We start from the raw sequence: 15,508 nt of genomic DNA, 5'->3' as shown, positions 1-15,508 counted from the left end.
GAGAACTAAGAGGATAATCGAGCGTCTTCCAAGCTTCTATAAAGTTTGGGATAGACGTACTTTACTTTTCAAAATAATATATTCAATAGGCAAGATGTTAGAGGAAGCCGAAAAGGATTTGGATGCAATACTATATTCTCATTGGGTTGACACCGCCTTTAAAGGGGATTTAGATAAGTTAGGGGCAATCTTTAACATTAAAAGAAAGCCTGGTGAATCTGATGAAGATTTTAGGAATAGGTTGAAGAGAGCTATAGTGGAATTTAAGGGTGGTGGTACAGTTAGTGCATTGTTAACTGCTGTTAAGATGAGTTTAGGCGTACCTTTAGATTACCCCATTGAGCTCGTCGAGAATCCTCCAGTAATTCTTTATAAGGAAATTGATGTTAGAACTGGTGATACATGGTGGTTTTCAAGTAATAGTGTTTTGGATGCTATTCCGAATTTAATGTTGTTTGTTAAGAGTAAGGGTGCAAAAATTATTAAGCCTACCCTCACCAATTTAGAGACAAATGAGTCTATTACCTTTAATGGTGAAGTTAAAAGTGGAGATGTACTTGAAATAAGGAATGGAAGAGCATTTTTGAATGGTGTGGATGTTAGTGATAGGCTCTCAGTCGATAAAATGCCAACTATACTTAGAAAGGGTTCTGAATGGAAATATGATGAAGTGTTAGCTGAGAATATTGGTGTTTTTGATAAAGCTAGGTTTGATGATGCAATTTTCGCCATTGGTATTCCCTTGGTTTCACTTAAATTTGAGTGGACTGCTTATCAGCCTGCTACATTTGAGCTCAGAATTCCTAGGGATGCTTTAGTTAGGAGGGATGTTGTTGAAGTTGAGGAAATCGTTAACTCTATTAAGGCTGCTGGCGTTAAAGCTATTATTAAGGTTATTGGTAGGTGAGTGATATGGTTAGATTTGAACCTATAAGGAGGAAACCTGGAGAGTTAATTAGATCTGAAGATTGGAATAAAATGCAAGAGGATATTAAAAGTGACTTGGTTGAATTGGAAGAAAAACTGCGTAGGTTGAGGGAGTATGTTGATAGTCTAACTGAAACTGTTGTTATGATAAATCTGCAGAGTCCTACAGGTACTTCCTATAATTTGAATGAGGAAGTTCCAGGTGAGACTGGTAATTATGCTGCAAGTGTTGTTGGCCATATAACTAAGCAGTGGGTCTTAGGTAGAGGGAAAACTGGTGAAATTTGTAGGTTTGGTATTCTTAACTGTTTTGATGTACTTTATTATTGGGCTGGAGCTGATAATGGTGATAAGAAGACGCTTGAAATAACATTAGAATATGTGGATGGGACAACTTATACTTTTAGAGATTTATTTATTCATGAATGTAAGGAGCTTAGAGTTAAGGGTACTGATAACCCCTATGTAGAATATTTACTCTCGCCGAATGAGCGTGTCTGGTATAAATATGAACTTAGAAATCCTAATCCTGATAAGGAAGTAAGATATGTAGTTTTTAAGGATACTAACGAGGAATGTGCACCTAGAATTGGTAATATAATTCAGATAATCACTAGACTACAACCTCTCTCAAAGTAACATTAACCAATAGAATTTGAATTATAAACTAGGCTAAGCATAATAGAGTAAAAAATTCTTTCAGTTTACTTTCAATTTAGTCTTTTTAATTACTCTGCTTGACTTGCACCACAGTCACTACAGAATTTAGCTACGACTGGTATTATTGCACCACAATTCTTACATGCTTTTACATCTACACCTGATGGTGGCATTCTACCACATTTTGGACATGCTTCTGCGTCTAGGGGCATTCTGGCACCACAATGCATACAGTATCTCTTCTTTTCTATGAATGTTAGGTTTACATTACCACTTCTTAGACCCTTCGCCTCTGCAGTCACTTTGACGCTTCCAAATTCTGTTGATGATGTTAATGTTGCCATTCCAGTTGTTGACCCCTTTGGTATAATGACCTTATCTATTATCTTCCCCAGCGTTGTTGTGAGTTTTACTTCGATATCTCTTGGAGCAGGTATAAGTTTACCTTCATCATCTACTAGTTCTATCTTTATTGTTGATGTGGATTTTCCATCACCTAGAATTTCAGTTGGATCTGCTGTTAATCTTATTGCTGTAGGTTCAGGAACTTTTTCTTTAGGTTTCCTCATTTTTAAGAATAGGACAACTGCAACTGCAGCAATACCTCCTACGGCTCCTAATATCATTTCTATTGGGAAGCGGGATGGAGGTGGATTTACAGTTATATTTCCAGTTAATCCATTAACGTCAATAGTGAATGAACCTTCTTGCTGTGGTGTATATTTAAAGGTTACTGTTTTTTCCTCACCTGGGTTCACTGTTATTTGCTGTGTTTCTTCAATATTACCATTTATCTTTAATGTAACAGTAAATATTCCAGGTGCTCCTCCAGTGTTGGAGACTTGAGCTGTTATTGTTACTTCTTCACCAACTGTAACTGTTGTTGGATTTATATTTAAATTGCTAATCTGAAATATTGGTGGTTTTATCAGTATAATTGTTAAGAGTTTAGAGAAATCTATACTATCAAGAGATCCCCAGTCTGGCGGATAGTATAGCTGTATAGGTGGTGAAGGTGAAAAAATAATTATGCCAAATTTTATAGCTGAAGGTAAAGCTCCATTTCTTGGGGGTGAGATTTCTTCTAGATTTATCGATATTTCCCAGATTACATGGTTGGTTCTTGACTTAGGTGATGGACCAAATCCAACTGCATATGTGGCTGTTGTATCAGGTGATTCTCCTTCACCCCATATAATCTTTTTACAAAGGCCTTTTTCTTGAAGTATGCCTTCTTTAGAGACGCTAGGTACATATATGATGTCTATTCCTTCTGTTGGATTTTGGTCTTGGTCAACATCGATTACTACATAGAATAGATCCGGGAATTCAAATTCTGCAGTTCTTTCAAAGTTGATTTCTATATCTGATGTAATATCTAATAGGAGGTATAAGTTTTGTTCATCGTTTTGGATTTTTAAATATCCTATTGGAGGTTCATCTTTCGCCCATATTTTTGGTCTTAATGTGATTTCGGTTGCTTCATCCCATTCTCCTTCAGATATTATTCCGTCTATTTCCGGAGGTGTTTCAGTATATGTGCTGTTTTGCTCTGCATTTAAAACTAATGGAATGTTGATTGCTAGTATTAGTATTAATAAAACAAACATACTTTTTCGTATTCCCAACATGTAAATTCTCCTTTATTGGCAGTACTATATGTTTTAACATATTTGTGTTTTTCTGTTATTGATTGAGGCTTCACAACTTTATAATGTCCTTAGAAGGTATTTTGATGTAATGAAAAACTTAATTTATACCGTACTATATATTTGTTTTTAATTCAAGTGTGTAGTAAGGGTTGTAGAATGAAATGTTTAACAAAATTGAGCGTCTAATTATTGATGTTTTAAGGAAGAACTTGGATGTTGTTCCTAAGGATAATATTGGAGTTAAGCGTTATAGTTTAAAGAAGAAGTTGAAGCTCCCAGCTATTTCAATTGAGAACGTTGAATTTTATGTTGAAGATCCAGGGATTGGTAGGGCTTTAAGTTCAGTTGAAAAGGAGTTAGTGGATGTATTCAGTGGAGATGGTGAGAAAGTTAGTTTTACATTGAGTAGGAAGCCTCTTAAGCCAACTGTTGAAGTTGAGCATCCACCTGGTAGGAAACTGAGGGAGAACGTTGATTTTCATATTGATTATGCTGAGGGTGTTATTGTCTTTAGTTCACCTCCATTGGCTGGTGAAAGAAATGTTATCATAAAGTATAGTGCGCCTGTTGAGGTTAGAGGTTTAAAGTTTTATGTTAAGTTTCATATTGGTATATGGTCTGATGATTATTCTTTGTGTGATGATATTGCTGTTAAGGTGATGGAGATATTATTGAGAGAGGAAAAGCAGTTTAACGTGAAAGGAATTTTTCTTAAGCCTCTTAGAGGTTTTAGTGTTGATTTCAACGAGTTTATTTCAAAGGATGTCTATTGTAAAGTTTTGGAGTATCAAGTTGAGACTCAACTTCAAGTTGAAATTCCAGTTCCAAGGATTGAGCGGATAGAGGTTAGAAGAGTTTAGTTTCATATTTCCTTTTCTTTTATTAATGTTAAGGCTATTCCGATTAGTGTTATTATCATGGCTAATGTTGTTTCAATTTTTATTGGTTGATTTAGAATTATGTTTGCCAGTACTGTTGCTCCAACTGGTTCTCCTAGAGTTATTGTTGTAACTGTTATTAGTTTCATATATTTTAGAGCATAGTTTAGTAGTGTATGTCCTAGGAGCATTGGTATTAGGGCTAGTGTTATGAAAATTGTCCAAGTGTTAATGTTGTGGTTTAAAATATTTTCATTATAAAGTATGGTGGTTATTAGTAGGATTAATGCTGCAAAGCTGTATACTAGTGCTGTGTAGCTTATTGTATCCATTGTAGTTCGAAGATTTCTACCAATTGTAAAGTATACGGAGACTGTTATTGCCCCTATCAACGCGTATGCTATTCCCAAGATTCCAATTGCTCCATTTAGCTGAGATGTTAATCCTGCTAGGATTGAAATGCCTGTTATCGCTATTATTACTCCTATGATTTGGATTATTGATGGCTTTTCTTTTAATAGCAGTAATCCAAGTAATGTGGAGAATAGTGGATTTGAACTTACAATGGTTGTACTAATTGCAACTGGAACCATAAATAATGATTCCATCCAGAATGTGAAGTGAATTGCTAGACATATGCCTGCTATTAATGTTAGCTTTAATGTCTTGCTGTTTACGTTAATTTTTCTTTTAAGTGTAAATAGTAAAATCCATGTGAATATTGCTGAGAAAATTAATCTCCATAATGCGCATATTAATCCTGATGTGTTTGATACTACTACTAATATTGACGCCCATGAGACACTTATAACTGCCATTATTAGTGCAATCCATGGCCTCACAGATCTGTTGATATTTAGATTAGAAGTCATTGTTCCACTTCACTTAGTAATAGATAATAATGTCTTATTTTAGATTGTTATAGGGTGGTTCTTTGTCTAAGTTTAAGGTTGGCTTAATTGAAGCTTCTCCTGGTGAGCGGGTTTATGGATGTTTAAATGTGGGTTCAATGGCTGATGACACCCCCATAGAGATTCCAGTAATAGTAATTAGAGGTGTTGATGAGGGTCCAGTTTTATATGTTCAAGCTGCATGTCATGGGGAGGAAATTAATGGAATTGAAGTTATACGAAGAGTTGTTGGTAAATTGAATCCTAATGAGTTGAGGGGTACGTTAATAGCTGTGCCTGTAGCTAATCCTTTAGCATTTAGAAGTAAGCAAACCTATACTCCAATAGAATTGGAGAATATGAATAGAGTCTTTCCTGGAAGATCTGATGGTAGATTAAGCGAGCGTATGGCTTATGCTATTTGGAGTAATTGTATTAAGGGTAAAGCTGACTATGTAATTGATCTACATACTGGTATAAGGACAATGCTAACTTTTATTTTCGTAGAGTATGGTGAGGATGAAGCTATAAAGAAGTCTAGTGAGTTGGCTAGAGTTTTTGGTACTGAGTATATTGTAAAGGAGGTTAGGGATGAGTATTGGAAGCGGATAAGATTTGGTGGAAAATTGAGGAATGTTTGCAATGAGCATGGTATACCTTCAATTACCCCTGAGCTTGATGGGAGGCGCTGTCTAAATGAAGAGGCTATTCAAACTGGTGTAAGAGGTGTTTTTAATGTAATGAAGTATCTAGGTATGCTTGAAGGAACTATTGATCTTCCACCTAAACAATATGTATTGAAGTGGAGTCCAGGTGAACCTAAAGTTACTTCTTCACGTGGAGGAATATTCATTTCTAAAGTTAAGCCAGGTCAGATGGTTGATGAAGGGGAGGTTTTAGGCTTTATTTATAGTGTTAAAACACTTGAAGTTGTTGAGGAGATTAGAGCTCCTAAAAGTGGTATTGTACGGTATGTGACGGAGTATCCTGTTGTAAATGCTGGGGATAGGTTGCTTGAGGTTTCAGAGATTATTGAGGTAATTGAAAATCACTAAACCTTCGAGCTGACTCTACAATTATTTTGTTAAGTTGTTTCAAAAAACAATTAAGTGTTAAGATTAAGTATAAGCGTGGTGAATTAATTGGTTTCAAGGGCAAATGATTGGCTTAGACAGGCAATTAAAGATTTGAATCATGCTAAGAAGTCAATTAAATTCAAGGATTATGAATGGGCTTGCTTTGCATCACATCAAGCAGCAGAAAAGGCTGTTAAGGCACTTTACCAGAAATTGGGCATAGAGGTATGGGGGCACTCTGTTTCACGTATGTTATTATCACTCCCTGAGGAGTATAAGCCTTCAATGCAACTTATAGATAAAGCTAAGGAGCTTGATAGACATTATATTCCCACTAGATATCCAAATTTTCATTCAGAAGGAGCACCACTTGACTATTATACTGAGAATGATGCTTTGAGGGCGGTGAAATATGCGGAGGAAATTGTCGAATACTGTAGAAATAAAATTGTTTAAACTTGATTACGATAAGGTGATAAAGAAATTAAAATTGTATGCTAGGAAATCTTTGGAGAAGAAGGCTGAGGCTGTGATTTTGATTGGCTCTTTAGCTAGGGGGGATTATACTGCCTTCTCTGACGCCGATGTTGTAATCGTTACGATGAGTGCACCTAAGAATCCTTTAGATCGATTATTAAGGTATATGGATCCAAGCTTACCTATAGATTTACAAGTTTGGGTATATACTTATGATGAACTTAAGAGTATGGCTCTTGAGAAGAGAAGAATTGTTAAGGAGATAGTTAATTATGGGGTGTTACTTGCAGGATCTTTAGATTTGATTGATAAGTTAAGAGGATGGTTAAAAGAGGATGGTTGAAGTTTTAATTAGGCGTAGTTGTCTTGAAACTATATTTATGATTGCTAAGAATGCTCATCCTAAAGAGACTTTACTGTTACTTCGTGGAAAAATTGAGAGAAGGTTCATTAAAATTGATGAGGTTCTATTTATACCTCCAAGATATGTTGGTGTAGGTGTTGTTTCCTTTGACCCATATCGTCTCCCAATAGATTTCTCTATAATCGGTATTGTTCATAGTCACCCTTCAGGTAGTTTGTCGCCCTCTGTTGAGGATCTTAATGTTGATTTTGGCTCTATAATGATGATTGTTGGTTATCCTTATGATTCTGAACGTTGTGTTGCAGTTTATACTTATGATGGCAGGAGAATTAAGCTTAGGGTTGTTGATGATTGATCTTGGTCCAGTTGAGTATTATTGCTGGTGTATATTCAATTAGTTTTCTTACTCCCTCAACTTCTATGAATTCGTTTGGTGCATGTGCTCTACCGCCATATCCTGGCCCTGCTATTACTACTGGTATTTTTAGTTTCTTTGTGAATAGGTATGAGGGTGCTGATCCTGTTATCGTAGTTAATGTGTAGGGTTTCATTCCTAGGTCTTGATATGCTTTTCTTGCTGCTTTGGCTATTGTGCTTTCAGGTGAGGTTCTACTCCAGTCATACATGTCACTTACTTGTACATTTATCCATTTCTTGAATCCATGTTTTTCTAAGTGTTTCATGAATTTGCTTAATGTTTTCTCTGGCTTCATATTTGGTACTAGTCTAATATCCATTTTTAATGATACACTTGATGGTGTTATGGTTTTAGTTCCTGCCCCTACGTGTCCTCCTATTATTCCGTCGATGTTTATGCTTGGCTTGAAGTATACTTCTATGTATAGGTCTCTTCCACTTTTTCTTAGCTTCTTTATTCCATGCATTTCGGCTAATTCTCTCATGTCAACTGCTTCAATTAATTCGTCTAGATACTTTAAGTCTTCTTCTGTTGGTGTTATAACGTCTTCATAAAGCCAATCTACTAATATGTTCCCATCTTTATCTTTTAGTGTTGAAATTAGGTTTGCAATTATTTCAATTGGATTATAATGTGCCTGAACTAGGCTACTATGCACGTCATATTTGCTTGTCTTTATTTTTAGGTCTAAGTATATGATTCCTTTATTTCCAAGTATGATTTTCGGTTTTCCTTTGGGTCTTTCTGTTGGTAGTGCAAAGTATACTGCATTTGCTTTCTTTAATTCGTCTTTTTTATCTTCAATTATTTTCGGCATACTTGGACTTCCTAGCTCTTCTTCTCCTTCGAATATGAAGTATATGTTTACTGGTATTTTTCCAAGACTTTCCTTCATTGCATCTAGTCCAAGTAGCATTGCCATTAATGGAGCTTTTGTATTTACTGCTCCTCTAGCAATAATGTTGCCGTCAATTATTTTTGCTTCAAAGGGTGGTGATATCCATTGATCTAATGGTTCAACAGGCTGTACATCATACATGTTGTATAGAATTAATGTTTTTTCTGCATTATTGTCCATGTATCCATAGACTATTGGGTGTCCTCCATATCTGAGCAGTTTTGCTTCAACTTCAAATCTCTCCTTCAGGAAGTCTTTTAGGAATTTTGCTGTTTCTTCTATTCCCTCACCTGTAGCTGAAATACTTGGTTTTCTTAAGAAGTTTAAGACTTCAGTTAGATAGTTTCCCCATTTATCCTCAATTGTATTTATTATTTTTTCAATCATTTAATCACCATTTATTTTATGTTTTCTTATACTTAAAAGTTGAAGGATTTTCTATTTTTAGGTGTTTTTTGAAGTTGGTTTTCTAAGTGTCTTTGGATTTGATATAATTGCTGCTATTATGCTGCATATTGCCACTATTATTAGTGGTATTCTATAAGTGCCATATTGCATTACTAGATATCCACTTAGCCATCCTGATATTAAGCCGGCCCATGCCTTTGCAGTGTATGTAATGCCATAGTTAGTTGTAGCGTATTTTGGTCCGTAATAGTCTCCTATTGTTGCAGGGTATAGTGCGAAGGGTGAACCTCCTAGTAGGGATGCTATGAATACTATTGCTGTGAAGTATACTGGGTTTTTCCCAAGGTTTACTAGCCCTAGTATTGAAATTCCTAGGAGGAGGTAGAATATCACCATTGTCTTCGCTCTTCCTATGGCATCTGAAACTATTCCTGACACTATTCTACTTAATCCATTTCCTATTGGGAATAATATTAGTACTAGGTTGAAGTATTCCTTTGGTATTTGGAATTCTTTCGCTAGAATTTTCATTTGTGCTCCGAACATTAATACTATTGATACTGTGAAGGTGAATGAGAAGTATATTAGATACCATTGATATGTCTTTAGCATTTCAGTTGGCTTGTAATTTACTTTGTCCTCACTTTTTCTGCTTATTTTCCTTTTCGTCATGTATTCTTGTGGCGGATATTTATATAGGAGTGATGCTGGTATTAGTAGGGCTATCATTAGTAGTCCTAAGTATAGGAATACATCTCTGAAGCTTCCATTGGATAATATTGCTTGTATTATCCAGTTGAATATGGCTGTTCCTGACCCGAAGCCAAAGACTACTAGTCCTGTTGCTAGCCCCCGTTTATCTGGAAACCATTTAACAGCCATTGCAGTTGAAATTCCATATAGTATCCCAACCCCTATGCTTCCAATTCCATATAGCAAGTATAGTTGTATTGGCGAGTTTATAGTTGATGATAAGGTAAATCCAACTCCAATTAATATGGCTGCTGTGAATGCAACTTTCTTGGGACCATAGGTGTCTGCTATTATCCCTGAGAATGGCTGGATGAATGTTGCACAGTATGCATAAACTGTGAATGCTAATCCTATAGTTGCTAAGTCCCATTTAAGTTCATTTCTTATTGCGTAAGCTATTAGTGACCATGAATATTGATAGATGCTTATAATCATCATTACAATTATGGCGAATAGGACTAGTATCCATCTGTATTTTGATGAGCTTATCAAATCCATCTCAATTCTCTCCCTTGAAGTGTATAGATATTCATTGGTTTTGAAATAAAAATGTTGAGATTTATTTCTTGGATTTGTTTTTAATCAACTGTTTAAAATTTATGCATTTTTGTAAGGCTAATTTTATATTTTCTATTCAAATATTTGGTTAAGGGAGCAATTCCATGTCTTACCATAATCTCCTTAGACTTGGGTTGTCCTTATCTCTCTTTAACATGGGTGTGCTTTCCATTATATTGCTATTTTTAATTTTATATCTTTGTATCTTCGCTTATTTTAGAGATTTTTTGCTTATACCCTTTACTTTTAATCTGTTTTTTAGACCTGTTATTCGTGGTTCTGCAATTTTTGAGACTAAGTTGGTTTTAGATCCATTTCATTCTGGTCGTTATGTCGAAGTTATACGTAATTCTTGGCTTTTTGGACGTGATTATCTTCCCAAGAGGGGTAAGGTTAGAGATGTTTATGATTTAGGTAACTATTTAGTTTTATTCCATACTGATAGAATTTCTGCTTTTGATGTTGTTTTTGATGACTTAATTCCATATAAAGGCGTTTATTTGAATTTACTTTCAGTTTATTGGTTGAAGAGGAGTAGGCATGTTTTTCCTAATCACTTTGTTGAACAGATTGATGAGCGTATTATTCGAGTTATGAAGACGGATCGAATTGATATTGAATGGATTGTTAGGGGTTACTTGTATGGTTCTGCTTGGCGGAGTTATGCTCGTGGTGTTCGGGTTATTTCTGGTGTTAGGTTGCCTAATGGTCTAAGATTAGCTGAGAAGCTTCCGGAGCCTATATTGACTCCTACCACTAAGTCTGAGTGTGGCCATGACTTGGAACTATCTAAGGAAGAGGCTATCTGTAAGGGATTGGTTTCAAGGGATGAATGGAGTGTCTTGGAGGAGGCTTGTTTTAAGTTATATGAATTTTATAGTTCTGAAGCTGGGAGGCATGGAATTATAATCCCTGATGTTAAGTTTGAATTTGGAAGATGTGGAGATGTTTTGTTACAGATTGATGAGCCTCCTACTCATGATTCTGCTCGTTTATGGTCTTTGAAGCATTATTCTCCTGGGAGTTATCAGGAGAAGTATTGTTTGGATAAGGAGTTTCTTAGAGCTTATTTGCTTAGAGTTGGTTTTAAGGGTGAGGGGATTCCGCCTCATTTGCCCGCCTCTTTAATTAAGCAAATAGCTTTACGTGTTAAGGGTTCTTATGAAGTTCTTACTGGTTGTAAAACTATTGATGAATTGGAGTTGAAGAGTTTAGATGATTTGTTTAGGGAGTGGGAGGAGGATAGCTAATTGTGTATTCTTAAGGAGCATTGTGGCATTGCTGGTGCTGTTAGTTTTAGAGGTGAAAATGTTCTCTTATACCTGTATTGGGCTCTCTTAACTTTAAATCATAGGGGACATCAATCTTATGGCATTTTGACATTTTCTAAGGATTTTAGGGTTCTTAAGGATTTAGGCTTAATCGCTGATTTGGATCTTCAAAAATTATCTTTCTGGAATGATGAGCTTCCTGGTAGTTTGGGTGTTGCCCATGTCAGATATGCTACTTCCGGTGAATTTTCAAAGCTTCAGTTGCTGGCTGATGCTCAGCCATGTATTGTTGAGGGTGAATCCTCTAGGCTAGCTTTAGCATATAATGGTAATATTGTTAATGTTCTTGTTTTAAGGAAGAACTTGCAAGATAAGGGTTTTCGTTTTCATGGTACTTCTGATGCTGAGGTTTTGGCTTATACTCTTTTGGATGCAGTTAGAGCTGAAGGTGATATTGTTGAAGGTGTTCGTGTTCTTATGAGTGAAGTGGATGGGGCTTATTCTGTTGTTGGAATTACTGGTGATGGTAGATTTTTTGCCTTTAGAGATCCAAATGGTGTTCGCCCTTTAACTTATGGTTTTGATGAGAATAGAAGACTTCTATTAGTTGCTTCTGAGAGTGTTGCTCTTCAAGTTAACAGTGTGCCTTTTAGTCGTTTCATAAATCCTGGTGAGCTCATGGTTGTTGATGGCGATATCGGTTTCTATGATATTGTTGGTGGTGATGAATGTTTATGTGCTTTTGAATATGCTTATTTTGCTAGACCTGATTCGATCTTAAGTAATAATCGATATGTTTTTGAGGTGAGGCGTGAGCTTGGACGTAGACTTGCCATTAGGTATTCGGAGTTTTCTCCACGTGTTGATGTTATTGTTCCTGTGCCTCAGACTGCTGTTGATGCTGCTTATGGTTTTCATGAGGAGACTGGTAAGCCTATTGAGCCCATAATTTTTAGGCATAGATATGTTCGTCATAGAGCCTTTATAATGTCTGTTGAGGAGCGCTCCTTCATCCTCTCTAAGAAGTACAATATTTTGCTTGATAGAGTTAAGGGTAAACGGGTGGCTCTTATTGATGATAGTATTGTTAGGGGGGACACTTTAAGGCATCTTGTTTCTGTGCTTAAGGGGGCTGGTGCACGTGAAGTTCATGTTTTCTCTACTTTTCCCAAGATAATTAGCCCTTGTTTCTATGGAATTGATATGGCTACCTTTAATGAGTTAATTGGTTTTAGTAGAAGTGAGGAGGAGATTGCTAGATTGTTGAATGCTGATTCTGTTAATTATCAAACAGTTCATGATTTTTGTTGTGCTGTTGGTAGTGATAAGTTATGTCTGGCCTGTGTTACTGGGAGGTATCCTACCTCTTATGCTCAATCTTTAGCTGATCGGGTTAGGAGTGAAGTTTTGAGTGGATGTAAATTGCGTGGTAGGATTGTCGAGATGGTGGGTTAATGTATGCCTGGCATTATAGGTATATATCCTTTTGGTTTGGGAAGGGAGAGGTGGAGTATAGCTAGATTTATATATTATGGGCTTCTTGCTCTGCAGCATAGGGGTCAAGAAGTTTCTTCCATTGTGACTTTTGATACTGATTTTCATGATTTTACGTGTAGTGGATTGGTTGATGAGTCTTTTAATGAGGATTCACTATCTTTTTTGAAGGGTTTTATTGGAATGGGAATGGTTTCACCTTTAGTGGAGGATTCTCCTATAATTGTTGATTCTCCAGTTAGATTGATTGTTGTTGGGGATGGTAGACCTTTACTTGGTGATGACAGAATTTCTTCTTGGAGAGCTTTTGCTGAAATTCTCTCTGATGAGATTAGTAGAGTTAGGAACCCTTTAAGGGCTTCTGTTAAGGTTTTAAGTGAAGTTGATGGTGGTTTTTCCTTTATTGCACTGGTTGAAGATGAAGTGATGATTACTGGTCGAGATAAGCGTGGGGTGAAGCCGCTTGAAATTGGGTCTTTAGGTTTTGATTTAGGCGCCGTTGCATCTGAGACTTGTGCTTTGGATGTTTTGGGGATGGAGCATGCTTTTTATGTTAAGCCTGGTGAAGTTGTTAAATTTGATCCATATAGTATTGAGAGGGATTATGTTAAGGTAGATGTTTCTCCTGCTTATTGCAGTTTTGAATATATCTATTTGTCACGTCCAGATTCAGTGATTAATGATGTTTCCATTTATTTAGTTAGAGAGAGGATTGGTGAGTATTTGGCTAAGGAGTATTCTGTGGAGGCAGATGTTGTTATTGGTGTTCCTGAAACCGCTATACCCTTTGCTATTGGTTTTTCTAGGGCTACCGGTATTCCTCTTGATTTGGGTTTTGTTACTACTGGTCGTAAAGTTAGAACTGCTATTAAGCCTTCATTTTTTGAGAGAATTGTTGGTGTTCAGCTTAAGTTGAATCCTATCAAATGTACTATTGATGGCAAGGATATAGTTTTGATTGATGATAGCGTTGTTCGCGGTACAACTTTGAGAAATACTGTTTGGAATTTAAAGCGTAGGGGTGCTAGGAAAGTTCATGTCTGTATTGGTAGCCCTGCCTTTAAGTCTTCATGTCCATTTGGAGTTGAATTACCCCCTCCTGACGAGTTGATTGGCCATGCTCTTTCTGAGGAGGAGATTGCTGAGGTTATTGGTGCTGATAGTTTTCGTTTTCTTTCAATTGATAGTTTGGTTCACTCTATTGGTCTTCCTTGTAATCATTTGTGTTTATTATGTTGGGGTGGAGGTGAAATTTAGTGAAGATTATGGGTGTTGGTGGTGGCGCTAGGGAGCATGCATTAGCTGAAGCTATATCTAGGAGTTCGCGTAGAGTTAGAATATATTGGGTTAGTGAGCTTAGGAATCCTGGTATTTATAGATTGGTTAAGTGTAGTGGTGGTGAGTATGCTTTAGGTAATACTAGGGATGCAGTTAAGGTTGCTGAGTTGGCTGTTAAGTGGAATGTCGATATGGTTGTCATTGGACCTGAAGAGCCTAATTTTCATGGTGTTCCTGATGAGGTTGAGAGGAGAGGTATTCCATGTATTGGTGCTAAGAGGAGTGTCTCTATTCTCGAGATGTCTAAGGCTGAAATGAGGAGGCTACAATGGAAATATAATGTTCCTGGTAAACTGCTTTTCAAGACTTATCGTTCACATATTGAGGCTCTTGACGATTTAAGGCGTTTTTCTAATACTTTAACTTGGCTTCATAATGTTGCTTTAAAGCCTGCTAGACAGGCTGGGGGTAAGGGTGTTAAGGTTGTGGAGGATCTACAGGCTTATCTTCACTCTGAAAAGCAGGAATTTAAGGAGCGTCATATCAAGTGGCTTGAAGAATATATGGCTAAGTATGAGGATGTAGATGAAAGAATTTTAGTTGAAGAGAAGGTTTGGGGTCCAGAGTATACTCTACAATGTTTTGTGGATGGATATACTGTTGTTGGCATGCCTCTTGTCCAGGATAATAAGAATGCATATGAATTTGATATTGGACCTGAAACTGGTGGTATGGGTTCCTATACTGATTGTGGAATGCTTCTTCCATTTATAACTGAAGAGGAGTATAAGCGTAGTTTAGAGATTGTTAAGGCTATGGTACATGTGGTTCAAGAGGTTACTGGTGAGCGCTATTGTGGTTTTATTGCTGGGCAGATGATGCTTACCGAGGTTGAAGGACCAACATTAATTGAGATGTATTCTAGACTTGGGGATCCTGAAGGAGTTAATGTACTTGCATTGTTGGAGACTGACATTATTGATATTTTTGAGGCTATAATTGATGGCCGATTATCTAAGTTGAAGATAGAGTTTTCTGAGAAGGCGTCTGTTGTTAAGGCTATTGCCCCTAAGGGTTACCCTGACTTTAGGCATCTTGCTAAGGGTCATCCAGTTTATGTTGATGAGAGATTAGTTGAGAAGTTTGGATGTAAACTCTATTGGGGTTCAGTTGATTTGAAGGATGATGGTACCATGATTACTGGTGGTTCCAGGATGATTGAAATTTTAGCTTTAGGCGATTCTCCGTATGAAGCTTCAGATAGAATTAATGACTGCTTAATCTCTAATCCAGTTAAACTGCTTGATGGTTGGGGGGTGTTTTATAGATTGGATATTGGCTCTAGGGAAATGATTTCTAGGAGGAGTGGGACTGCTGAGAGGGTTAGGAGGTTGTATAAGTATCGTGAGGAGAGGGGTATTTTGGGTAAGCGTATTGATTGGCTTCCAAAGGTTGGTAAGATCAACCCTGTTGATCTTCTTCTTAAGGAGCTTGGAGGGGTGTAGG

Annotated in this window: 15 protein-coding genes; 11 read left to right on the top strand and 4 right to left on the bottom strand. The window is 36.8% G+C overall.

The window, feature by feature from the left end; genetic code table 11:
• Window positions 1–94 precede the first annotated feature (94 nt).
• Window positions 95–907 carry a hypothetical protein gene (locus ACW8TM_RS02125; RefSeq protein ID WP_491531627.1) on the top strand — a complete coding sequence of 271 codons (813 nt, stop codon included), beginning with the start codon at window positions 95–97 and terminating at the stop codon, window positions 905–907.
• Between the two features lie 5 nt (window positions 908–912).
• A complete protein-coding gene (locus ACW8TM_RS02120) occupies window positions 913–1,566 on the top strand; it encodes a hypothetical protein (protein WP_491531626.1) in 654 nt (217 codons plus the stop codon).
• Between the two features lie 89 nt (window positions 1,567–1,655).
• Here ACW8TM_RS02120 and ACW8TM_RS02115 read toward each other — a convergent pair whose 3' ends face one another.
• Window positions 1,656–3,218, bottom strand: coding sequence for an invasin domain 3-containing protein (locus ACW8TM_RS02115; RefSeq protein WP_491531625.1), 1,563 nt, complete (start codon window positions 3,216–3,218; stop codon window positions 1,656–1,658).
• A gap of 182 nt (window positions 3,219–3,400) precedes the next feature.
• Here ACW8TM_RS02115 and ACW8TM_RS02110 point away from each other — a divergent pair, with 182 nt between their 5' ends.
• Window positions 3,401–4,099 (top strand): hypothetical protein, encoded by a 699-nt coding sequence (locus tag ACW8TM_RS02110; protein ID WP_491531624.1) that lies wholly within the window; start codon window positions 3,401–3,403, stop codon window positions 4,097–4,099.
• A 2-nt stretch (window positions 4,100–4,101) separates the two neighbouring features.
• Here ACW8TM_RS02110 and ACW8TM_RS02105 read toward each other — a convergent pair whose 3' ends face one another.
• Window positions 4,102–4,989: a DMT family transporter gene (locus tag ACW8TM_RS02105; RefSeq protein ID WP_491531623.1), complete on the bottom strand. Its 888-nt coding sequence runs from the start codon at window positions 4,987–4,989 to the stop codon at window positions 4,102–4,104.
• 62 nt (window positions 4,990–5,051) lie between these two features.
• Between ACW8TM_RS02105 and ACW8TM_RS02100 the strand changes: the two genes are divergently transcribed.
• From ACW8TM_RS02100 to ACW8TM_RS02085, 4 genes are all read left to right on the top strand, one after another.
• Window positions 5,052–6,062 carry a succinylglutamate desuccinylase/aspartoacylase family protein gene (locus ACW8TM_RS02100; RefSeq protein ID WP_491531622.1) on the top strand — a complete coding sequence of 337 codons (1,011 nt, stop codon included), beginning with the start codon at window positions 5,052–5,054 and terminating at the stop codon, window positions 6,060–6,062.
• Between the two features lie 87 nt (window positions 6,063–6,149).
• On the top strand, window positions 6,150–6,539 hold the full coding sequence (locus tag ACW8TM_RS02095; protein ID WP_491531621.1) for a HEPN domain-containing protein: 390 nt from the start codon (window positions 6,150–6,152) through the stop codon (window positions 6,537–6,539).
• On the top strand, window positions 6,496–6,903 hold the full coding sequence (locus ACW8TM_RS02090; protein ID WP_491531620.1) for a nucleotidyltransferase domain-containing protein: 408 nt from the start codon (window positions 6,496–6,498) through the stop codon (window positions 6,901–6,903). Before ACW8TM_RS02095 ends, ACW8TM_RS02090 begins: the two co-directional genes overlap by 44 nt.
• Window positions 6,896–7,279, top strand: coding sequence for a Mov34/MPN/PAD-1 family protein (locus ACW8TM_RS02085; RefSeq protein WP_491531619.1), 384 nt, complete (start codon window positions 6,896–6,898; stop codon window positions 7,277–7,279). Before ACW8TM_RS02090 ends, ACW8TM_RS02085 begins: the two co-directional genes overlap by 8 nt.
• Here ACW8TM_RS02085 and ACW8TM_RS02080 read toward each other — a convergent pair.
• Together ACW8TM_RS02080 and ACW8TM_RS02075 are read right to left on the bottom strand one after the other, a co-directional pair.
• A complete protein-coding gene (locus ACW8TM_RS02080) occupies window positions 7,260–8,627 on the bottom strand; it encodes a M20/M25/M40 family metallo-hydrolase (RefSeq protein ID WP_491531618.1) in 1,368 nt (455 codons plus the stop codon). The genes ACW8TM_RS02085 and ACW8TM_RS02080 overlap by 20 nt on opposite strands.
• A 57-nt stretch (window positions 8,628–8,684) precedes the next feature.
• Window positions 8,685–9,899 (bottom strand): OFA family MFS transporter, encoded by a 1,215-nt coding sequence (locus ACW8TM_RS02075; RefSeq protein WP_491531617.1) that lies wholly within the window; start codon window positions 9,897–9,899, stop codon window positions 8,685–8,687.
• Between the two features lie 287 nt (window positions 9,900–10,186).
• Between ACW8TM_RS02075 and ACW8TM_RS02070 the strand changes: the two genes are divergently transcribed.
• Genes ACW8TM_RS02070 through purD form a run of 4 tightly spaced genes read left to right on the top strand, consistent with a single transcriptional unit; the run spans window position 10,187 to window position 15,507 of the window.
• Window positions 10,187–11,209, top strand: a complete 1,023-nt coding sequence (locus ACW8TM_RS02070) for a phosphoribosylaminoimidazolesuccinocarboxamide synthase (protein ID WP_491531616.1) — start codon at window positions 10,187–10,189, stop codon at window positions 11,207–11,209.
• Window positions 11,210–12,685 carry an amidophosphoribosyltransferase gene (locus ACW8TM_RS02065; RefSeq protein WP_491531615.1) on the top strand — a complete coding sequence of 492 codons (1,476 nt, stop codon included), beginning with the start codon at window positions 11,210–11,212 and terminating at the stop codon, window positions 12,683–12,685. It begins immediately after the preceding gene.
• A gap of 3 nt (window positions 12,686–12,688) precedes the next feature.
• Complete coding sequence (locus ACW8TM_RS02060; RefSeq protein ID WP_491531614.1) at window positions 12,689–13,981, top strand: amidophosphoribosyltransferase; 1,293 nt, start codon at window positions 12,689–12,691, stop codon at window positions 13,979–13,981.
• A gap of 8 nt (window positions 13,982–13,989) precedes the next feature.
• Window positions 13,990–15,507, top strand: coding sequence for a phosphoribosylamine--glycine ligase (gene purD / locus ACW8TM_RS02055; RefSeq protein ID WP_491531646.1), 1,518 nt, complete (start codon window positions 13,990–13,992; stop codon window positions 15,505–15,507).
• Window position 15,508 lies beyond the last annotated feature (1 nt).

This window comes from Candidatus Culexmicrobium sp. (assembly GCF_058356305.1).
The sequence above is the reverse complement of the archived record's forward strand: the minus strand, read 5'-3'. Positions and strand labels throughout refer to the sequence as shown.

Coding starts and splice junctions, on each gene's coding strand:
- ACW8TM_RS02085 (WP_491531619.1), top strand. CDS start 6,896: ATGGTTGAAGTTTTAATTAGGCGTAGTTGTCTTGAAACTATATTTATG.
- ACW8TM_RS02110 (WP_491531624.1), top strand. CDS start 3,401: ATGTTTAACAAAATTGAGCGTCTAATTATTGATGTTTTAAGGAAGAAC.
- ACW8TM_RS02060 (WP_491531614.1), top strand. CDS start 12,689: ATGCCTGGCATTATAGGTATATATCCTTTTGGTTTGGGAAGGGAGAGG.
- ACW8TM_RS02075 (WP_491531617.1), bottom strand. CDS start 9,899: ATGGATTTGATAAGCTCATCAAAATACAGATGGATACTAGTCCTATTC.
- purD (WP_491531646.1), top strand. CDS start 13,990: ATGGGTGTTGGTGGTGGCGCTAGGGAGCATGCATTAGCTGAAGCTATA.
- ACW8TM_RS02115 (WP_491531625.1), bottom strand. CDS start 3,218: ATGTTGGGAATACGAAAAAGTATGTTTGTTTTATTAATACTAATACTA.
- ACW8TM_RS02125 (WP_491531627.1), top strand. CDS start 95: ATGTTAGAGGAAGCCGAAAAGGATTTGGATGCAATACTATATTCTCAT.
- ACW8TM_RS02080 (WP_491531618.1), bottom strand. CDS start 8,627: ATGATTGAAAAAATAATAAATACAATTGAGGATAAATGGGGAAACTAT.
- ACW8TM_RS02105 (WP_491531623.1), bottom strand. CDS start 4,989: ATGACTTCTAATCTAAATATCAACAGATCTGTGAGGCCATGGATTGCA.
- ACW8TM_RS02120 (WP_491531626.1), top strand. CDS start 913: ATGGTTAGATTTGAACCTATAAGGAGGAAACCTGGAGAGTTAATTAGA.
- ACW8TM_RS02090 (WP_491531620.1), top strand. CDS start 6,496: ATGCGGAGGAAATTGTCGAATACTGTAGAAATAAAATTGTTTAAACTT.